The organism is Ornithinibacillus salinisoli (genome assembly GCF_042684965.1).
Taxonomy (GTDB): Bacteria; Bacillota; Bacilli; order Bacillales; family Amphibacillaceae; genus Ornithinibacillus; species Ornithinibacillus salinisoli.
The window spans coordinates 66,469-84,019 of sequence record NZ_JBHUMI010000018.1 but is presented as its reverse complement, the minus strand read 5'-3'; the positions used below and the strand labels follow the sequence as shown (position 1 = coordinate 84,019).

The 17,551-nt window shown below is 36.1% G+C and carries 15 protein-coding genes, 1 pseudogene and 1 riboswitch; of the genes and pseudogenes, 3 read left to right on the top strand and 13 right to left on the bottom strand.

Annotated features, from left to right (window positions below):
• Positions 1-12: 12 nt before the first annotated feature.
• Positions 13-1,359, top strand: coding sequence for a sodium-dependent transporter (locus ACFSTA_RS16345; protein ID WP_377557898.1), 1,347 nt, complete (start codon positions 13-15; stop codon positions 1,357-1,359).
• Between the two features lie 514 nt (positions 1,360-1,873).
• Here ACFSTA_RS16345 and ACFSTA_RS16340 read toward each other — a convergent pair.
• The 9 genes and pseudogenes from ACFSTA_RS16340 to ACFSTA_RS16300 all read right to left on the bottom strand — a co-directional run bounded on the left by ACFSTA_RS16340 (position 1,874) and on the right by ACFSTA_RS16300 (position 10,664).
• Complete coding sequence (locus ACFSTA_RS16340) at positions 1,874-2,995, bottom strand: DUF5667 domain-containing protein (protein WP_377557897.1); 1,122 nt, start codon at positions 2,993-2,995, stop codon at positions 1,874-1,876.
• 188 nt (positions 2,996-3,183) lie between these two features.
• Positions 3,184-3,855 (bottom strand): hypothetical protein, encoded by a 672-nt coding sequence (locus ACFSTA_RS16335; RefSeq protein ID WP_377557896.1) that lies wholly within the window; start codon positions 3,853-3,855, stop codon positions 3,184-3,186.
• 189 nt (positions 3,856-4,044) lie between these two features.
• On the bottom strand, positions 4,045-5,097 hold the full coding sequence (locus tag ACFSTA_RS16330; protein ID WP_377557895.1) for a C45 family autoproteolytic acyltransferase/hydolase: 1,053 nt from the start codon (positions 5,095-5,097) through the stop codon (positions 4,045-4,047).
• Positions 5,098-5,186: 89 nt separating this feature from the next.
• Entirely contained in the window at positions 5,187-7,064 is a 1,878-nt protein-coding gene (locus ACFSTA_RS16325; RefSeq protein WP_377557894.1) for an ABC-F family ATP-binding cassette domain-containing protein, read from the bottom strand.
• Positions 7,065-7,100: 36 nt separating this feature from the next.
• Positions 7,101-7,277, bottom strand: coding sequence for a hypothetical protein (locus ACFSTA_RS16320; protein WP_377557893.1), 177 nt, complete (start codon positions 7,275-7,277; stop codon positions 7,101-7,103).
• 133 nt (positions 7,278-7,410) lie between these two features.
• A complete protein-coding gene (gene ribH, locus ACFSTA_RS16315) occupies positions 7,411-7,875 on the bottom strand; it encodes a 6,7-dimethyl-8-ribityllumazine synthase (protein WP_377557892.1) in 465 nt (154 codons plus the stop codon).
• A gap of 39 nt (positions 7,876-7,914) precedes the next feature.
• Positions 7,915-8,526 (bottom strand): annotated as a pseudogene (gene ribB / locus ACFSTA_RS16310) (3,4-dihydroxy-2-butanone-4-phosphate synthase); the annotation flags it as partial.
• A gap of 15 nt (positions 8,527-8,541) precedes the next feature.
• Positions 8,542-9,192 (bottom strand): riboflavin synthase, encoded by a 651-nt coding sequence (gene ribE, locus ACFSTA_RS16305; RefSeq protein WP_377557891.1) that lies wholly within the window; start codon positions 9,190-9,192, stop codon positions 8,542-8,544.
• A 625-nt stretch (positions 9,193-9,817) separates the two neighbouring features.
• Positions 9,818-9,962, bottom strand: a riboswitch (FMN riboswitch).
• A 96-nt stretch (positions 9,963-10,058) separates the two neighbouring features.
• Positions 10,059-10,664 (bottom strand): peroxiredoxin family protein, encoded by a 606-nt coding sequence (locus ACFSTA_RS16300; RefSeq protein ID WP_377557890.1) that lies wholly within the window; start codon positions 10,662-10,664, stop codon positions 10,059-10,061.
• Positions 10,665-10,911: 247 nt separating this feature from the next.
• On the opposite strand from ACFSTA_RS16300, the gene ACFSTA_RS16295 reads away from it, so the two are divergent.
• Complete coding sequence (locus ACFSTA_RS16295; protein ID WP_377557889.1) at positions 10,912-11,904, top strand: DmpA family aminopeptidase; 993 nt, start codon at positions 10,912-10,914, stop codon at positions 11,902-11,904.
• A gap of 53 nt (positions 11,905-11,957) precedes the next feature.
• On the opposite strand, the gene ACFSTA_RS16290 is transcribed toward ACFSTA_RS16295, so the two are convergent.
• On the bottom strand, positions 11,958-12,851 hold the full coding sequence (locus ACFSTA_RS16290) for an RluA family pseudouridine synthase (protein ID WP_377557888.1): 894 nt from the start codon (positions 12,849-12,851) through the stop codon (positions 11,958-11,960).
• Positions 12,852-12,875: 24 nt separating this feature from the next.
• Positions 12,876-13,106, bottom strand: a complete 231-nt coding sequence (locus ACFSTA_RS16285) for an excisionase family DNA-binding protein (protein ID WP_377557887.1) — start codon at positions 13,104-13,106, stop codon at positions 12,876-12,878.
• 135 nt (positions 13,107-13,241) lie between these two features.
• Here ACFSTA_RS16285 and ACFSTA_RS16280 point away from each other — a divergent pair, with 135 nt between their 5' ends.
• Positions 13,242-14,600 carry an alpha/beta fold hydrolase gene (locus ACFSTA_RS16280; protein WP_377557886.1) on the top strand — a complete coding sequence of 453 codons (1,359 nt, stop codon included), beginning with the start codon at positions 13,242-13,244 and terminating at the stop codon, positions 14,598-14,600.
• Positions 14,601-14,634: 34 nt separating this feature from the next.
• Here the strand turns inward: ACFSTA_RS16280 and ACFSTA_RS16275 are convergent, their stop codons facing one another.
• The gene (locus ACFSTA_RS16275) at positions 14,635-15,105 is read right to left on the bottom strand and encodes a transposase (RefSeq protein WP_377557885.1); all 471 of its coding nucleotides are present in this window, start codon (positions 15,103-15,105) and stop codon (positions 14,635-14,637) included.
• 162 nt (positions 15,106-15,267) lie between these two features.
• Entirely contained in the window at positions 15,268-17,517 is a 2,250-nt protein-coding gene (locus tag ACFSTA_RS16270) for an EAL domain-containing protein (protein ID WP_377557884.1), read from the bottom strand.
• Positions 17,518-17,551: the final 34 nt, after the last annotated feature.

The following is a 17,551-nucleotide window of genomic DNA, read 5'->3' as shown; positions in this document are numbered from 1 at the left end:
GAGGCATACAGCATGCAAAATCAAAAAAATGACCAGTGGACCTCCAAATTAGGATTTATTTTATCCTCTGCAGGTGCTGCTGTTGGACTTGGAGCCATTTGGAAATTCCCATATATGACAGGAATGAATGGTGGAGGCGCCTTTTTCTTTCTTTTTATCTTATTTACTTTACTAATTGGCTTACCAATTCTTATTGCAGAATTCATTATCGGACGAGGTGCTCAACGGGAAGCAGTTAGTGCTTATAAATTTTTAGCACCTAAAAGTGGTTGGTCCATCATCGGTAAATGGGGAGTAGTAGGTTGTTTTCTACTGATGTCCTTTTACTGTGTTGTTGGTGGGTGGGTACTCATTTACAGTATTTTATCTGTAACAGGAATGATCATTAAAGATCAAGCAAGTTACCAACAGCTTTTTGGTACCATTACGGAAAGCCCGTTAATTACACTACTCGGTTTGGCTGGTTTTCTAGTCATTAACGTTATCGTTATATCCTTTGGTATAAAAAGTGGTATTGAAAAAGCAAGTAAAATTTTAATGCCGCTTCTATTCGTATTCTTTATTATTATTGTTATTCGAGCAGTTACATTTGAGGGTGCGATGGAAGGAATTCAATTTTTCCTTCAACCTGATTTTTCACAAATCACTAGTGAAAGTATACTCTATGCACTTGGTCAATCCTTCTTTTCTCTTGCAGTAGGTTTTTCCACGATGGTAACATACAGCTCTTATTTAGGTAAAGATGTTAGTTTGCCAATGTCGGCTGCTTCTGTATCCTTAATGAATATTGTTATTTCATTGTTAGCTGGACTAGCTATTTTTCCAGTCGTATTTTCATTTGGACTGACACCAGCAGAAGGACCTGGTTTATTATTCATGGTATTGCCTGAGGCTTTTTCACAAATGCCATTTGGTGAAGTTTTTCTAAGCTTGTTTTTACTATTATTCTTATTTGCAATCTTGACATCGTCATTCAGTATGCTGGAAATCATTACATCAGCATTTACAGCAAAGAAAAAACGTTCACGAGTTAAGATTGCATCGATTATAGGGATTATAGTGTTTTTTGCAGGTATTCCTGCTTCCTTATCATCTAGTCATATGGCTAATGTGAAAATTTTCGGATTAACCGTATTTGATGCCACCGACTTTTTAGTAAGTAATATCTTATTACCTGGTGGGTGTCTACTAATTGCATTGTTTATCAGTTTTAAAATGGACCGAGCTTTGATGAAAAAAGAATTTTATAGTGGCAATAGCTTACCAATTGGTATGTTTCCTATTTGGTTCCAACTCATGCGGTGGCTCGTTCCTGCCACCATCGTTATCGTCTTTTTAGGATCATTAGGAATCGTTTAAGTGAGAAGCCTGGGGCTGGGACATAAACTCTAATATCGAACAACTATACGATAGGAAGTTTAGAATATTACTTTTTAGCGTTAAGACTTTAATTCTTAGTTGATGTAAAATGCGCAGTAACTTAATATGTTGGTTGGTGCCTTTACCTCGCTCCAGAAATACACTTCGCTTTCCGCGGGCGGCTGGTGAGCCTCCTCGTGCTGGCGCACTGTGGGGTCTCACCGATGCCTTTCCTCCCGCAGGAGTCTTCGTGTATTTCTTCCGCTAGAATAGTGCGTTTCAATTTCTTGGCGTGTATTCTGCCGGAGCGGTTTTGTAGCAAACTATATTGAATTAAACTGTCCAAGTAAATCTATGCATAAGTTATGTCGCAGTCTATGTTTTATTAGCTACAAAGTTTACGAAAACACTCCAAAAGAAAATTCCGAACTAATTCGAATTCTAATTGAAGAATTTTGAATCAGTTCGGATTTTTTTGACTAAAACACATTTGTCTCAGCCTCATTGTTTTATATTAATGTTTACCGTTATTTCCTTTTTTTCCATTGTTGCTTTTGTGTTCTTTATTCCCTTTGTTTCCTTTTTTCCCTTTGTCTTTTAGAGACTTACCTTTATCCTTATTTGGTTTGTTCTTCTTAGATGTTTTTTCAATTTTTTTTGTTTCTTTTTTAGCTTGTTTCTTTACTTCTTTTTTCGCTTCTTTTTTTACTTTTTGATCCTTTTTCTTACTCTCTTTAGCAGCTTGCTCTAATTCTGTTTTGTCCTGCTCATCTTCTTCAGCTTCCGTTTGTTCTTGTTCCGAATCCTCCTCGTTTACAACCTCTTCGGTCTCGTCAGAAGTTTCCTCACGTTCTACGTTTTCATCTAGATCGCTATTTTCTTCGTCTAGTTCTACTTTACTTGCTTTCTTCTCAATTTTCTTCGCAACATGTTCAAATGCCTTTTCGATATTTTTCATGATTGCCTGTTGGGCTTTCGGATTATCTATTTTTGTTAATACGAGAGATAAAGCATTAATATTGTTCGCAAGCTTCACTTGAACTTTTTGACGTTCCTCATTATCTTTATCCTCTTCATCGGTATTCTCTTCCTCTATTGCTACATCTTCTTCCATGTTAGCGTCTTCTTCCACCGTTTCTTCTTCGCCTGCTTCTTCTTCACTGGTAGCCTCTTCATTTTCTGTTTCTTCTAATGCAGATTCCTCTTCCGTTGTATTCTCGTCCTCACCCAATACTTCCTGTGCTTGCTCCTGTATTTCTATTGCCTCTTGAAGTAGATCACTAGCTTCATCTGTTTTTCCTGCCTCAATCAATGCATTGGCTTCCGCAATACGCTCAGCAGCAAATTCAGCCAAAAGCTGACTTTCTTTAAAGTCATTAAATGTTAGAGCAAGCTGAATGTTCTCCTTGACTACTTTTACAAAATAGAAAAAGTCTCCAGGAATTAGATTAGGATTTTCATCCAATTCTTCTGTAGAAGAATTCTCGTTATCATTTTTCATTTCACTTTCTTTAATAACAAGATCATTTTCTCCGTTTACTTCTGCATGAACTGTTCCAATTCCCGAGGAAACGATAACCGTCCCTACAATGATAGTGCTTGTTAGCTTTCGTACTAATTTTCTTGATAATTTCAACATAATTTCCTCCTTGTATGAATTATTGCAATAAAACCATTCGCACAGCTAGATAGTTTTATGTCTTTTTTTGTTGCTTATGGACAAAATCGCAACTTTTTTACCATGCAGAATAGGTAATTTTCCATGCAAAAACACCCCCACCTAAACTTGGAGGGGGTGTTCGTCATATAATTTGGTTATCGCTTTTATAATTCCTCTTCTATGCGAAATACTAGCTTATATTTATTTTCGTCTATTAGATCCGCAACATGCACTCGTACACCATGACCAAATACAACTTCATCCTCAGTCATAGCTACTATCATCGCCTTCGTATTTTGTTGAACATCTAAGTAAATATCACCAACAGCTGGTGCAATGCTCTCATCACTCTCGGCTAAGTAAGAGATAGATTCATCTTCTATTTGTTGTGATTCCGGTACCAAACTCTTATCATAATAAGCAATTTCCTGACTCGCGTCTGAACGCCCTGGAACCATAACAACGTACTCATGATGTTTCACACCATTATCTCTCGTCGTCACTACGTTTCCGTCTTCCACACTTTCTACTTTTTCAATCGCATTTAGCGAGTAATGATCCAAAAAGTCTGGCGCAGGTTTAATAATTAAAATATAATCACCAGGCTCAGGTTTTTTATTTTTATCAATAGTATATCGTTTGCCATAAAAGATAAACGTATCATTATGTTGTGGTTTATATAAGTTTATCTCGCTAGCTCTCGTTAATACCTGTTTCATGTCTTTCAAACGATATAAATGAACTGATTTTTTAAACATAGGTTTAACAGAATATACTTGATGGAGTTCATTTTCATAAAAAACAAATTGACCTTTCCTAACTTGAAGAAGTTTCATTTTATATCCTCCTAGTAAAAATACTTATTTATACATATGTAGTTCACATATATTTTAACAATAATCACCGATCATTATACTTATGTTCCCTTAACTATACTACATTTAAACATGAAAGTAGGGAATATTCTAGTCATAAGGAAGATTTTTCATATCCTTATCAACATTTTGACTAAAAATCCATGCAATTTAGCGCACATTTTCATCCATATGAACAAAAGGCAAATCTGTATCTATCTCACCTAAAATGCGTTTTGTAGTTATTCGTTCCCCCTGGAGCCATTTATTGAAGTCAAAAATAATGGGCTTCCGATTTCCGCCCAGAGCAAACCAAGCTTTTCTCTCTTTTGGGAAATATGCTGATGTATGTATTGTCCCAGACCAATTTTTGTATTGGCTCGAGAAAACACCTTTATCTATATCATTCAACATCCGAAACGATTGATAAGCATCTGTCGCATTCGCTTGTTGTCGTTGAATGGCTTCCATTCGCTTGTAAGAATCATCTAAATGATGGCGATTTTCATGCTGTAACAATTCAAAGTGATTGGTACAAACGTTAGATTGACGCAATTCTACACTTCTCGGTGTCGCCTCAACAACATACGATTCTCCACTCCTATCCAAAACAATGTAACTAAAGGAATGACGATGTGGAATTTCTTTTAATAACTGAATCGCTTCATCCACATTGGCGCAGGCTTCAAGTACGATTCTGCCAATCATGTTACAAATGAATCCATCACCTGGCTTCTTTCGGTGCATGAAATTATACCCCATTGCAAGGCCATTTTCATTCATTCCATCCATTCTACCTGTAATTCGTTGTGATGGACCAACTACAGCATAGCCTTGATCATCTGGTTGGAAAAATGTATATCGTCCTTCATAGGTTTTCGGATGATAATCATAATTACGAATCATATAATCCGAACGTGTAAAAATGGAACACCCGCTCCTCATATAAGCTAAACGATACCCTCCAAACTCTTGCAGGACTTCATTCATCGACCATTCCAGTGCATCTTGCAATCCCAACAGCTCATGCCAAATTTGCGGAGCAAAAGGCATAATTGCCGCCTTTACTTCCTGCTCATCAATGGAAAAACGTGGCCTTCGAATCTTCCATTGTTTTTTGCGATTTGCTATCGTTAGGGAATCTTTAAGTATCTCACCTTGCATATACCCAAAATCATAATGACTGCCTCGAAATTGAATGATATCACTATATACTTGCTTCATCACTTTGTCCCTCATTTTTAGTACTTTTTAATGAAACAGGATAAAAAAGGCTAGCTGGTCAAGGATTTTCCCTTATGTCCAGCTAGTCGTTATATATTATTATATTCCTCTACCAACAAGGATAGCTCTTCCCAACGCTCCATCTTTTCCTCTAGTTGTACTTCCAGCTCATTTTGATCGGAAAAGAGTTTCTGCACTTTCTCTGAGTCACTGCCTGCTTCTGCAATGCCCTCTTTTAATTCCTCGATTTTTTGTTCTATCAATGTAATTTGGTCTTCAATTTCATCCCATTCTTTTTGTTCCATATAGGATAACTTTTTCTTTTGTTTTTTCGGCTTTTCTTCCGGCTTATTTAGCTTGCTGGAATTCACATCCTGTTTTTTGTTTTGCTCTATATATTCGCTATAGTTACCGAAATAGGGTTTTATCCTGCCTTGCCCTTGAAAGACTAATAATTTATCGACAACGCGGTCTAAGAAATATCGATCATGGGATACGGTTATAACGACACCAGGAAACTGATCTAAATATTCCTCTAATACACTAAGTGTTTGCGTGTCCAAGTCATTCGTAGGTTCATCAAGGAATAGAACATTCGGCTCTGTCATCAATACCTTTAACAGATATAGACGCCTTTTCTCTCCACCCGATAACTTACGAATATAGGTCCATTGTTCAGACCTAGAAAATAAAAAGCGCTCTAACATCTGTTCGGCAGTAATAATGGATCCATCGTTTGTATGGATAACTTCTGCAACTTCTTTAATATAATCGATCATACGCATGCTGCCATCGAGTTCTTCATCACCCTGCGTATAATAACCAATTTTCACCGTGTCCCCTACAGATACTTCTCCACGATCCGGTTGGATTCGTTTGGCCATTATATTCAACAATGTTGTCTTACCAGAACCATTCGGTCCAATGATACCTATACGATCACCAGGTATAATTAAGTGGCTAAAATCCTTTAGAAGTAATTTGTTTTCATACGTTTTTTCCAAATCACTTACTTCGATTACTTTTTTCCCTAGACGTTTGGAGCCAACCTGAAACGTAACATTTTGATTATTCGTATCGAAGGTTTGTTCCTTCATATCGTGAATGCGATCAATTCTTGCCTTCTGTTTAGTGGAACGTGCCTTCGCTCCTCGTTTCAACCAGGCTAATTCTCTACGTAGTGTATTTGCATGTTTTTGTTGGTTACTCTGTTCCAAAGCTTCTCGTTCTGCTTTTTTCTCCAGAAATATTTCATAGTTTCCTTCATAAATATAAAGGTTACCTTTATCCAATTCGTATATTTTATTTGTGACGCGATTCAAGAAATATCTATCATGCGTGACGAGTAATAATGCACCTTTATAACTAGATAAATATTTTTCTAACCACTCCACCGTTTCATTATCTAAATGGTTGGTTGGTTCATCTAAGATTAACAAATCAGCAGACTGAATAAGTGCCTTGGCAATCGCAATCCGCTTCTTTTGTCCACCTGACAAGGAAGTAATATCTTGATCAAAGTTCGTAATGCCTAACTTCGTTAAGACAGTTTTCGCAGCTGTATTAGCTTCCCACGCTTCATGCTCATCCATCTTTTGTTGAACCTTCATCAGTTGCTCCTGGATACGCTCATTGGCTGGATCTTTTTCCAGCTTTTGCAAAACATGCTCGTATTCCCGCATGACTTTCATGATCGTAGATTCCCCATAATAAATTTGCTCTATCACAGTTAAATTAGGGTCTAGTTCAGGGTCTTGTACAAGGTATTCGATACGGTAATCTTTTGGAGCACTTATTTCTCCAGTCTCCGCCGTATCTAATCCTGCAATTACTTTTAAAAAGCTTGATTTACCAGTACCATTTACACCAATTAATCCAATTCGATCATTTGATGTAATTGTACACGAAACATGATTAAATAATATTTTCTCGCCAAATGATTTATGTAAATTATCAATTGTAAGCATTTCAAAACCTTCTTTACTTCAAAAGTTTAACCGTGGTTATTTTTCTTTCCGATTTTTCAATACTTGCTTTACGAATAAAACAATTAAAAATAAGAGCCATGACGTAACTACATAGAAGATTGTTCTACTCATATCAGACATCTCAGAATAAAAAATAGCCATTCCAATCCAAATAACACCTATTGCTATAATTTGATATAAAAATATTTTCATTGAAGTCTCCTCCAAACATTCAATTAACTCAACCTATAGTGTACCGTACAATTCGTTATTTTTCCATTTGTTCAATTCAAAGAAAAAGGGTAAGAACTTCTACAAAGAAGCAATTACCCTTTTTTCACTATAATTAAAGCTGATTTACAAGGTTAGCCATTTCAATTGCGGATACTGCTGCTTCAGATCCTTTATTCCCCGCCTTTGTACCAGCACGCTCTATAGCTTGTTCAATCGTTTCTGTTGTCAACACTCCAAAGATTACTGGCTTACCAGATTGGATAGCAGCTTGTGATACGCCTTTTGCTGCTTCATTACATACATAATCAAAATGTGGTGTTGATCCTCGGATTACTGTTCCTAACGTAATAACAGCATCATACTCTTGGTTATTCGCCATCTTTTGGGCAACCAGTGGAATCTCAAATGCACCAGGTACCCAAGCAATATCAATATTACTTTCATCGACACCATGTCTTTTCAAGGTATCTACTGCTCCATCCAATAGTTTACTCGTAATAAATTCATTAAAGCGACCTACAATAATAGCGACCTTTAAATTACTACCTACTAAATTACCTTCAAATGTTTTACCCATTACTCCATCTCCTTGTCTTTACTATCATTCTTAATATGCGACATGACTTTCTTGTGTTTTACGATACGTGATGACATCCTCAATAGATATTAATTTCAGATCAAATACTTTAGCCATCACTTCTAAATCAGGTAATCGAGCCATCGTACCATCTTCCTTAATAATTTCACAAATAACTCCAGATGGATATGCTCCACTTAGCTTTGCTAGATCAACAGATGCCTCGGTATGACCTGGGCGAGTAAGAACTCCTCCATCCTTTGCAATTAACGGAAACATATGGCCAGGCTTTTTAAAATCAGTTGATCTTGCTTCGGGACTTATCATTGCTTGAATCGTTCTTGATCTTTCTTCCGCACTAATTCCAGTAGTTGTACTACGATGATCAATGCTTATCGTAAAGGCTGTATGAAGTGGATCTGTACTGTTACTCGTCATCATTGATAAATCTAATTTTGTTGCTAAGTCTTTTTCTATAGTCGTACAAACTAAGCCTTTTCCATGCGTAATCATAAAATTAATTATTGCTGGGGTAGCCATTTCCGACAGCGCTACGAAGTCCCCTTCATTCTCTCGGTTTTCATCATCCACAACGATAACTGGTTTACCTGCTTTTAAATCTGCAATAGCCTCATCGATAGTATGAAACATTAACGTTCACATCCTTTACATAAATCCATTATTCATTAAAAAATCTTTATCGATATTCCCTTGTTTTTCTGTAAGCTGTTGGTTAAGCATATTTTGAACATATTTGGCGAGCATATCACATTCGATATTAACAATATCCCCTCGTTTCTTTTCACCTAGTACCGTTTCGGATACGGTATGTGGAATGAGGGATATCGTAAATATATTTTCTTCGATAGCAAAAATGGTTAAACTCGTTCCATCAACCGTAATTGATCCCTTAAGTAAGATAAATCGAGCAAGTTCTTGTGGCACTTGTATATCATAGTAAATTGCGTTTTCCTGCTTTTGCTTTTTGACGATCGTACCTATCCCATCTACGTGTCCAGAAACAAAATGACCTCCAAATCTCCCATTTGCAGCCATGGCCCGTTCGAGGTTTACAGAAGAACCTGACGTTAAACCGTTTAATGAGGTTGATTTGACTGTTTCTGGCATGACATCTACTTGAAAATCATCGGCCGAAAATTGGGTTACTGTGAGGCAAATTCCATTCACGGAAATACTGTCTCCTAGCTTTACATCATCTAATACCTTTTTCGCTCCAATTGTCATTTGAATGGATTGCTCTGAAATATATTTAATATTTTTTATCGTACCTTTTTCTTCAATTATTCCTGTAAACATGTATTTCACCCCTTGTTAAAAAGTAAGGTCTTTTTTATAGATTGTCGCATTTTGCTAAGTAATGAAACTTATTCAGGAATTTGTTCTCTTCCACTCTTATTAAATCGATAACTGTACAACCGCTCCTACAGAATACTTCGCTTTCCGCAGGACTACCTTAGCTTCCTCACGGATAATTCGGTAACTACGCCTCCGTATTCTAGCAACGCTTCGTGGTTATGCTTCCTAGGCGCTAGAAAGCAAAGATGTCTATTCATGGAGTCGACTACCCTACCACTTGACAAAGGTCCAATCCTAGCGAAGGAAATACACGGAGACTCCTGCGGGAAAGCGAAGACGATAAGACCCCACAGGGAGCGGTCTTTGCGAGCGAGGAGGCTTATCGCGAGCCCGCGGAAAGCGTAGTGTAATTCCGTAGCGGTGTCGGGAGCACAAGGTAATTCTCAATTCACATCAATAACGACAAACTATAAAAAAAGCCAAAATAAAAACCTCTGAATAGGCTTCAGAGGCATAAGGGCAGAATTTCTTATAGGCAAGTGGTTTATATCTAAAAATAATTAAAGGCAAAATAAGCATCTAAACGATTGCCCCGTGTAAATTATATAAACATACTTGCGTTCCAAAATTCCTTCTCCCATCCAGACTTTACTGTCGGCTCTGGAATCTCACCAGATCCACCGGTGGTTAAAAACCACGCGGGTCACGGACTTAGAAGCATATACTTCATCACCGCCGGTTGGGAATTTCACCCGACCCCGAAGGAATAACAAACTATTAATTTTTTATAGTTTACCAACGATTTTAGCGAAAATCAATTAATTGGATTGTAAAAGGAATAGTGTTAGTTCCTATAGGATTTAATCCTAATCCATCTTTTCGAATTCTTGAACCATTAAATCATAATTAATCGTACCAAAAGCGACATTATGAACAAGTCCATCACTATTGATAAAATATGTAGTTGGAATTGGTTTTATCCGATAAAGGTCTGATACTTTGCCCTCTTCATCCATTAAAATAGGGAAAGATAATTCAAGCTCCTCTATAAATTCAGTCACATTGTTCGTACTTAGTTCTGAATCCGTTACATTAACCGCTAATATTGTCACATCTTTTTCCTCATAGAATTTTTGCATAGCAGGCATTTCCGTACGACATGGTCCACACCAACTAGCCCAAAAATTCAACATGACACGCTCTCCTCGATAATCGGATAATTTCACCGTTTCTCCTGTTAATGTAGTGATCTCGAAATCTGGTGCTATATTACCACGATTTAAACCGACTTTTTCCTCATCCGATTCAGCCATTACATCGATCTCCGCTTCATCGTTATCACTTGTATTCGATTCTATTTCAGAATGTTTAGGGGGTTCCATTTGATTACGACTACTTGATTGCGTCGCAAAATTATAAACGGATCCAAAAATTATCCCAGCAACAAGCCCGATGAATAAATGTTTTCTCATGAAAATACCTCCATGCTAACCTAAATTAGTAGACTTGGATATACTAATATGGATATTATTACTACTATTATGTTCAATTTCCCTTACACTAAACGAATGTTTGGTAATTCTAAACCTATTTCTGGAAGCATATAATTCCATAGGTTAGTCCACTTTATATGTGTAATGGGAAAATACAAAACATTGATTAAAGAAAATAATACTTATAGAATAATGGTACGATTAAATTTGTCAGGGAGTGTAATAAATGCCATTACAAAAAGGAAAAAACAACTGCATAACAGATATAGCAGGAGTACAAGTTGGCCATGTGACGCTATACGAAAAATTAAATAATGAGGAAACCATATGTACGGGCGTAACTGCAATTCTCCCTCATAAAGGAAATCTGTTTACGGAAAAAGTCCATGCCGCAAGTTATGTAATCAATGGATATGGAAAAGCGAGTGGGTTAATACAATTGGATGAATTGGGATTACTAGAGTCACCAATTATGTTAACGAATACATTTAGTGTCGGACCTGTTATGGAAGGAACATTACAATTCATGTTAGCTCAAAATAAAGAACTCGGTGAATCTGCCGGAACTATCAATATTGTTGTTGGTGAGTGCAATGATAGTCACTTGAATTCAATTAGAATACAAGCAGTTACACCGAGCCATGCCATAGAAGCAATCCAAAAAGCAAGCTCAGGCAAAGTAGAAGAAGGAGCAATTGGTGCAGGGAAAGGGATGATGTGTTTTGGTTATAAAGGTGGGATTGGAACCGCCTCTCGAGTGGTTACAGCGGCTGATGAAAAGTACACGGTCGGTTGTCTCGTTTTAACAAACTTTGGGAAACGGGACCAAGCATTGTTTGCCGACTTTCCCAAGCTAGAGATACCTACTCCCGACGGCTCGATCATGATGGTTATTGCAACAGACGCACCCCTCTATGACAGGCAGTTAAAACGCTTGGCAAAACACACAACCGCTGGATTAGCTAGAACAGGAAGTCATATCGCCAATGGTAGTGGCGATATAGCCATTGCCTTTTCGACTGCCAATAAACATAGTCATCAAGCAAACGGTCATACAGAATCCATCACCTACATTCGAGATAGTCATAAGGTAATGAATCAACTCTTTCAAGCAGTTATTGAATCTACGGAGGAAGCAATTATCAGCTCCCTTCAAAATGCGGAGACTACAGAAGGAAAAAAAGGGAGGGTTGTTGAGAAAGCACCATTAAATAACTGATTAACGTAAAAGAAGAATCTACTTCAATCAAAGTTAGATTCTTCATCGCTTATTTATTTCGCTTTCACCAAAAATGATTTCGGAACATCTGCTTTAAATAATAGTAATTGATTGGTTTCTGGATGATGAAAGGACAGAATTTTGGCATGTAGTCCTAGGCGTCGTAATGGGTTTGAAGTTGCCCCGTACTTCTTATCTCCAACGATCGGATGACCTAAGTCTTTCATATGAACACGAATCTGATTTTTCCTTCCTGTTTCTAATTGTACTTCTAGTAAGGAAAATTCGTTATTCGATTGAGTCACTTTGTAATGGGTAACTGCATGTTGTCCGTTTTTATCATTACTGGAATACATAAGATGTGTTTTCGTTTCTCGCAACCAAGAAGATATCGTTCCAGCTTGTTTTTCTACTTTCCCCTCAACTAATGCAACATATGTACGTTCCTTTACCACATGCTTCCAATCGTCCTGCATTTTCCGTTTTATCTTCTCACTTTTCGCAAACATCATCACACCAGATGTTTCCTTATCGAGACGATGGACTACAAAAATGCGATTTTGTGGATCTTGCTTACGAACATACTCCATGAGTTGGTTATGAGCTGTTTGCTGCTTTTCCTTTTTGGTTGCAATAGAAAGCAACCCAGCTTCTTTATTAATAACAATAATGTCGTTATCCTCATACAGAATAGACATACCGATTAATTGATCCTGTTTGATTGCTGCTTTATTCTTAAGAACGATTACCGTTTGTCCAGGTTTCAGTGGGTAATTATGCTTTGTTTCTAAGTGATCATCTACCGTAATCTGACCACGCGTTAATATTGATTTAACGGAGTTACGACTACGATTTGGCATAACCTCTAACAGAAATGGTAGTAATTCTGTTGCTTCCTTCACAGTAAAATGTAGTGAGTTATTATTTGTTTTATGTTTATTTTTCATATGAGAATGCTCCTATTCAATAGCCTAATCCTCATCATTCACATCGATGTCTTCGGGTATTGGCTCATTTAAATATTCTTGAATAATTTTCCTATATTTTTCAACTTGCTCAAAATGAGTAGTAAATTGGTCTTTATTAATAAGATATTGCGCACCATCATGAATCGCACGAATACGCCCTTGAAGCACTAATGCACTGACTTTTGAGACTTCCATTGAAAGATATTCTGCTGCTTCATCAATCGACAAATACATGTAAGAAAACTCCCTTCCAATTCGAACCAATCCTAAATTGACTAAGATTTTCAATAGTAAAATTGACCTATGTATTATATAATTATGCTACTTATTATCATAATTACCAATACTCTCTAGGAGAACTGTACACCTATGTATTTAACGTTACATGATATAAAGATTAATTACAACGTTTATCCTTCCAGCAAAAATAATGCGGAATATTTAGTTATGATTCATGGATTAGGTTTAGATTTAACCACATGGGGATTTCTTACTCCCCATTTACAAAATCATTTTAACATCGTTCTGTTCGATATACGTGGCCACGGAAAAACAACAGGAAATGAAGACAATATTACGTGGGACATTTTAGTAGATGATTTTAATCGGCTGATTAATCACTTAAACATCGAGCGTTTCCATATCGTTGGGTTAGGATTTGGTGGTAATTTAGGGTTAAAAATCGAGGAATACTACCCAAATAAAGTTCAAAAGCTAATTCTCGCATCTGTCTTTATGCATTTCCCTGAGAGTATTACAAAGAAAGAAATAGAACGAAGAAAAAGCTTGCTAACTAGTGGAAAGATGTCGAAACTAGCAAAGCAAATGATTCCACAAATTTGTGTCTCTTTAACACCAGAGAAAGAAAACCTTTTGATTGAGGCATATCGGAACATCAATCAAATTACGTATTATGAACTATTTAAAATGCTTACAGAAACTGTTTCATTAAAAGATTTAAACCATATTGAAAATGAGGTTCTATTAATTCAGGGAGATCGTGATCCGCTTTTTCCAATTCAACAAACGAGTCTTTACCAAAATAATTTAAAGCAATCCGTTAGCTATGTTGTGCCAAATTCATCTAATCTCGTTTTCTTAGATAACCCTACAACATTCCTTTTCTTAATCATACACTTTATTGAAAAAGGAATCTCTGACTCTTTTTCACATGTTATCGAAGAACAGTTTTCACAGAGTTTGGAAATATATTACCCCGATCTAAGTGATGAACCATTAGAAATTAATGTACTTCATGATTTTACAGTTACGTATAAGGGGCAGAAAATAGTAGATAAATGGAATCAACGAAAAGCAAAAAATTTACTAGCTTACCTTGCTTTTCATAAAAACACTACGAGAGAACAACTTATGAATGAATTTTGGTATGAAAGCAACCTTACTCAAGCGCAGAATAGTTTACGAGTAGCTCTTAATCATTTAAGGTCTATTTTCAAACGGCATAATCTGGATAGATTTTTAACTATAAATCGGGAGGATGTTGCATTAACAGGAAACATTTCATGTGATTTAACAAATTATATGCAGAAACTTGAAGTGTGCTGGATAGAAAAAGACTTTACTCAGAAAGAAAAATTTTATGATGACTTAATTTGGCAATCGGATCAGAAATTGGTCATCCCTCTTTACGATGACTGGATTGTAGAAGTACAACGTAAAATAGATCTTCTATTCGAACAAATTTCTGAAGATCTAGAAAGAAATTAGTCTCAACCTACCACTTCAAGGAGTGGCAGGTTTTTTAATGTCCCGATACCCTACACGAATTTCTGTGAAGATAAACCTTCTTTCTTCTTGCCTCATCTTCCATACAATTTTGTTGCTGCATTTTATACTGCATAAACTCCTCTGTAGAAATATCTAATGCATTACATAATGTTTCAACCGAAAATTGACTTTTTAATTCATCAACCGCTTGATACTTCTCTTCTGCCCCTTGCACGACTATTTCTACATAGCGTTTTAAAGCCGCTACTTCGGCTTTTAACTCTTTCAATTGAGATTCTGTGGACTCTTCTTTTAATTTACGGTCGAAGGCAGACACGCCATGTTCCTTATACTTCTTGATCCACTCATATACATTGTCGCGATGTCTAATACCTAAATCCGCTATCACCTGTTGAACTGGCTCATCCCCCACAAGCACTCGACGAATAGCTTCTAATTTTGTTTCTTTACTGTACCGACTGTATAATTTGCGCTGTTTCCCCATAACAAAACCCCCTATATTACACAATCAACTCTTGAACTTTTACTATATTAATTGTAGTCTCCTTATCATTACACTATCATTACAATTTCTTAATTAATAAAAAACAGACAAAATAACGTTAACACGTCATTTGTCTGTTTTACCTAATCATTACTGACTCTCTCAAGATTGGGTATGAAGTAGTTTTTCAAACTCATCCTCTTTCACTGGTCTGGAAAATAAATACCCCTGACCAAATCTACATTTATATCTAGATAGTATTTTAGCTTGTTGTTCATTCTCTATCCCTTCAGCTACAACACTCAGATTCAGATTTAAACCTAAATCAATAATGGTTCTGACCATAGATCTTTTTGCTGAATCAGCAACATCATCGATAAATGACTTATCGATTTTAATTGTATCGATAGGTAACTCTCTAAGTATGTGTAAAGAAGAATATCCAGTTCCGAAATCGTCAATCGATGTTTTTACCCCTAATTCCCTAAGACCTTTGAGAACCGTAGTTGATTCATTTATATTTTGCATAATACTTTCGGTAATTTCTAGTTCTAAAAATCTTGGGTTCAACCCTGTTTCATGCAAAATACCTTCCACCGTATTCACGAAATCCGAATGCTGAAATTGACGAACAGAAACATTCACAGAAACACATTGAAATGGTAGTCCCTTTTGCTGCCATTCTTTATTTCTTTTACAGGCTGTCTTTAATACCCATTTTCCGATTGCTATTATTTGTCCAGTTTCCTCAGCGATCGGTATAAATTCTGCGGGTGAAATAGTCCCTAACTCCGAACTTTCCCAGCGCAACAAAGCTTCCATTCCACGCATTTCTCTTGTATGTAGATCAATTTTAGGTTGATAAACGAGATAAAGTTCTTCATTCTCCATGGCCTTTCGTAAGGCATTTTCAATGATAATCTTTCTGGTTATATATTTATTTAATTTCGCATTATAATATTGAAAATTATTCTTGCCTCTGTCTTTTGCTAAATACATCGCAGAATCCGCATTTTTCATTAAGGTTTCACTGTCTTCTCCATTTTGAGGATATAGACTTATTCCTATACTCGGGGTGATATTTATTTCATATTCCCTAACCGAAAATGCTTCTTCAAATTGCTTTAAAATAGTGGTTGCTTTCTCCTCTAAATTCCCTTCTTTAATATGAGGAAGAATGATAATAAATTCATCTCCACCAATTCTATAGATTTTTTCATCTGGATGTAATATGCTTTGTAATCGTTTGGAAGCTTCTACTAACAAACAATCACCAATATAGTGTCCTAAAGTATCATTAACATCTTTAAAACGATCCAAATCGATAATGAGTATAGCGACTTTCCTATCCAACTCTTTCGCCAACTTCATAATCTTATTAATATCCAACTTATATTGTGTGCGATTATGTAATTTCGTTAACGGATCGTGATATGCTAAATACCTATATTCATCGACTAATTTTTCATTTTGCTTAATAACGATGAACTGCCTTGCTAACACCAGAAAAAATATAAGGATCCATCCCATAGCCAACACATTAAAATTCCAATGTAAGCTCTTTAATGTTAAAAAAGTTAGAATCAGAATGCTTAAATATGGAAATATATTCTCTACACCTTTAAAGAAAAGGATTCTCTCCATACCTGATTCAACGTGATTCACCTCTGATCGGAGGGCAGATAAACCTATAATAATTAATCCTGCTACCCATAATGGATCAATTAATCCCCCATACGAAGAGGCAAATTTCAGATCAATATATCCAAATAATACATCGGCAAATATGAGTAAAAAGAACCCTAAAACAACATATGATAGAATTATTTTGTCTTTACTATTCCGAGAAAAATAGTACAGACTTGTAATCGCAAAAAGAATACCGATATCAATGATTGTATATACAAGTGTAAGAGACTTCTCCAGTGGTGTATTATGTGGTGACATTACAATTGGCGTTACAACGTAATGGATACTTATTGTCGTTACGACAATCATGAATATAAAAGTATAAAAAATATAGTGTCTGTTCAGTAAGGATGTACGCAATATTATTATTCGATAAATTAATGCAACGAGGAATAAGAAATAGGCACTACACCATAATATACTTGAAATAATTTTCCGCTCAACAGCTTGTTCTGTAATGACAACGTACAACCAACTACTATGCGATATCGTATATATTAACATTCCCATAGCTAGAATAAGCCAAAAATATCTTATTTTTTTGGAGTTCTTTACGTATGCTCTAATTAACCAGACACAACTTATCCCGCCAGCAAGGATAGGAAATATAGTGGCACCTAGTGATCGCAGAAAACTATTTTCCCAAAATAAAAAAATCCATCCATAAAATAATACGATAATTACCATTAATAATATGAATCCTTTACGTTGAGAATTAACCATGAGCATCATCACATCCTATTACAAAAAAAGTTAT

Excerpts from the sequence above, each read along its gene's own strand:
- ACFSTA_RS16295 (WP_377557889.1), top strand. The coding sequence starts at position 10,912 with ATGCCATTACAAAAAGGAAAAAACAACTGCATAACAGATATAGCAGGA.
- ribH (WP_377557892.1), bottom strand. The coding sequence starts at position 7,875 with ATGGGTAAAACATTTGAAGGTAATTTAGTAGGTAGTAATTTAAAGGTC.
- ACFSTA_RS16330 (WP_377557895.1), bottom strand. The coding sequence starts at position 5,097 with ATGAAGCAAGTATATAGTGATATCATTCAATTTCGAGGCAGTCATTAT.
- ribE (WP_377557891.1), bottom strand. The coding sequence starts at position 9,192 with ATGTTTACAGGAATAATTGAAGAAAAAGGTACGATAAAAAATATTAAA.
- ACFSTA_RS16280 (WP_377557886.1), top strand. The coding sequence starts at position 13,242 with ATGTATTTAACGTTACATGATATAAAGATTAATTACAACGTTTATCCT.
- ACFSTA_RS16335 (WP_377557896.1), bottom strand. The coding sequence starts at position 3,855 with ATGAAACTTCTTCAAGTTAGGAAAGGTCAATTTGTTTTTTATGAAAAT.
- ACFSTA_RS16285 (WP_377557887.1), bottom strand. The coding sequence starts at position 13,106 with ATGTATTTGTCGATTGATGAAGCAGCAGAATATCTTTCAATGGAAGTC.
- ACFSTA_RS16270 (WP_377557884.1), bottom strand. The coding sequence starts at position 17,517 with ATGGTTAATTCTCAACGTAAAGGATTCATATTATTAATGGTAATTATC.
- ACFSTA_RS16325 (WP_377557894.1), bottom strand. The coding sequence starts at position 7,064 with ATGCTTACAATTGATAATTTACATAAATCATTTGGCGAGAAAATATTA.
- ACFSTA_RS16320 (WP_377557893.1), bottom strand. The coding sequence starts at position 7,277 with ATGAAAATATTTTTATATCAAATTATAGCAATAGGTGTTATTTGGATT.
- ACFSTA_RS16275 (WP_377557885.1), bottom strand. The coding sequence starts at position 15,105 with ATGGGGAAACAGCGCAAATTATACAGTCGGTACAGTAAAGAAACAAAA.
- ACFSTA_RS16300 (WP_377557890.1), bottom strand. The coding sequence starts at position 10,664 with ATGAGAAAACATTTATTCATCGGGCTTGTTGCTGGGATAATTTTTGGA.
- ACFSTA_RS16290 (WP_377557888.1), bottom strand. The coding sequence starts at position 12,851 with ATGAAAAATAAACATAAAACAAATAATAACTCACTACATTTTACTGTG.
- ACFSTA_RS16345 (WP_377557898.1), top strand. The coding sequence starts at position 13 with ATGCAAAATCAAAAAAATGACCAGTGGACCTCCAAATTAGGATTTATT.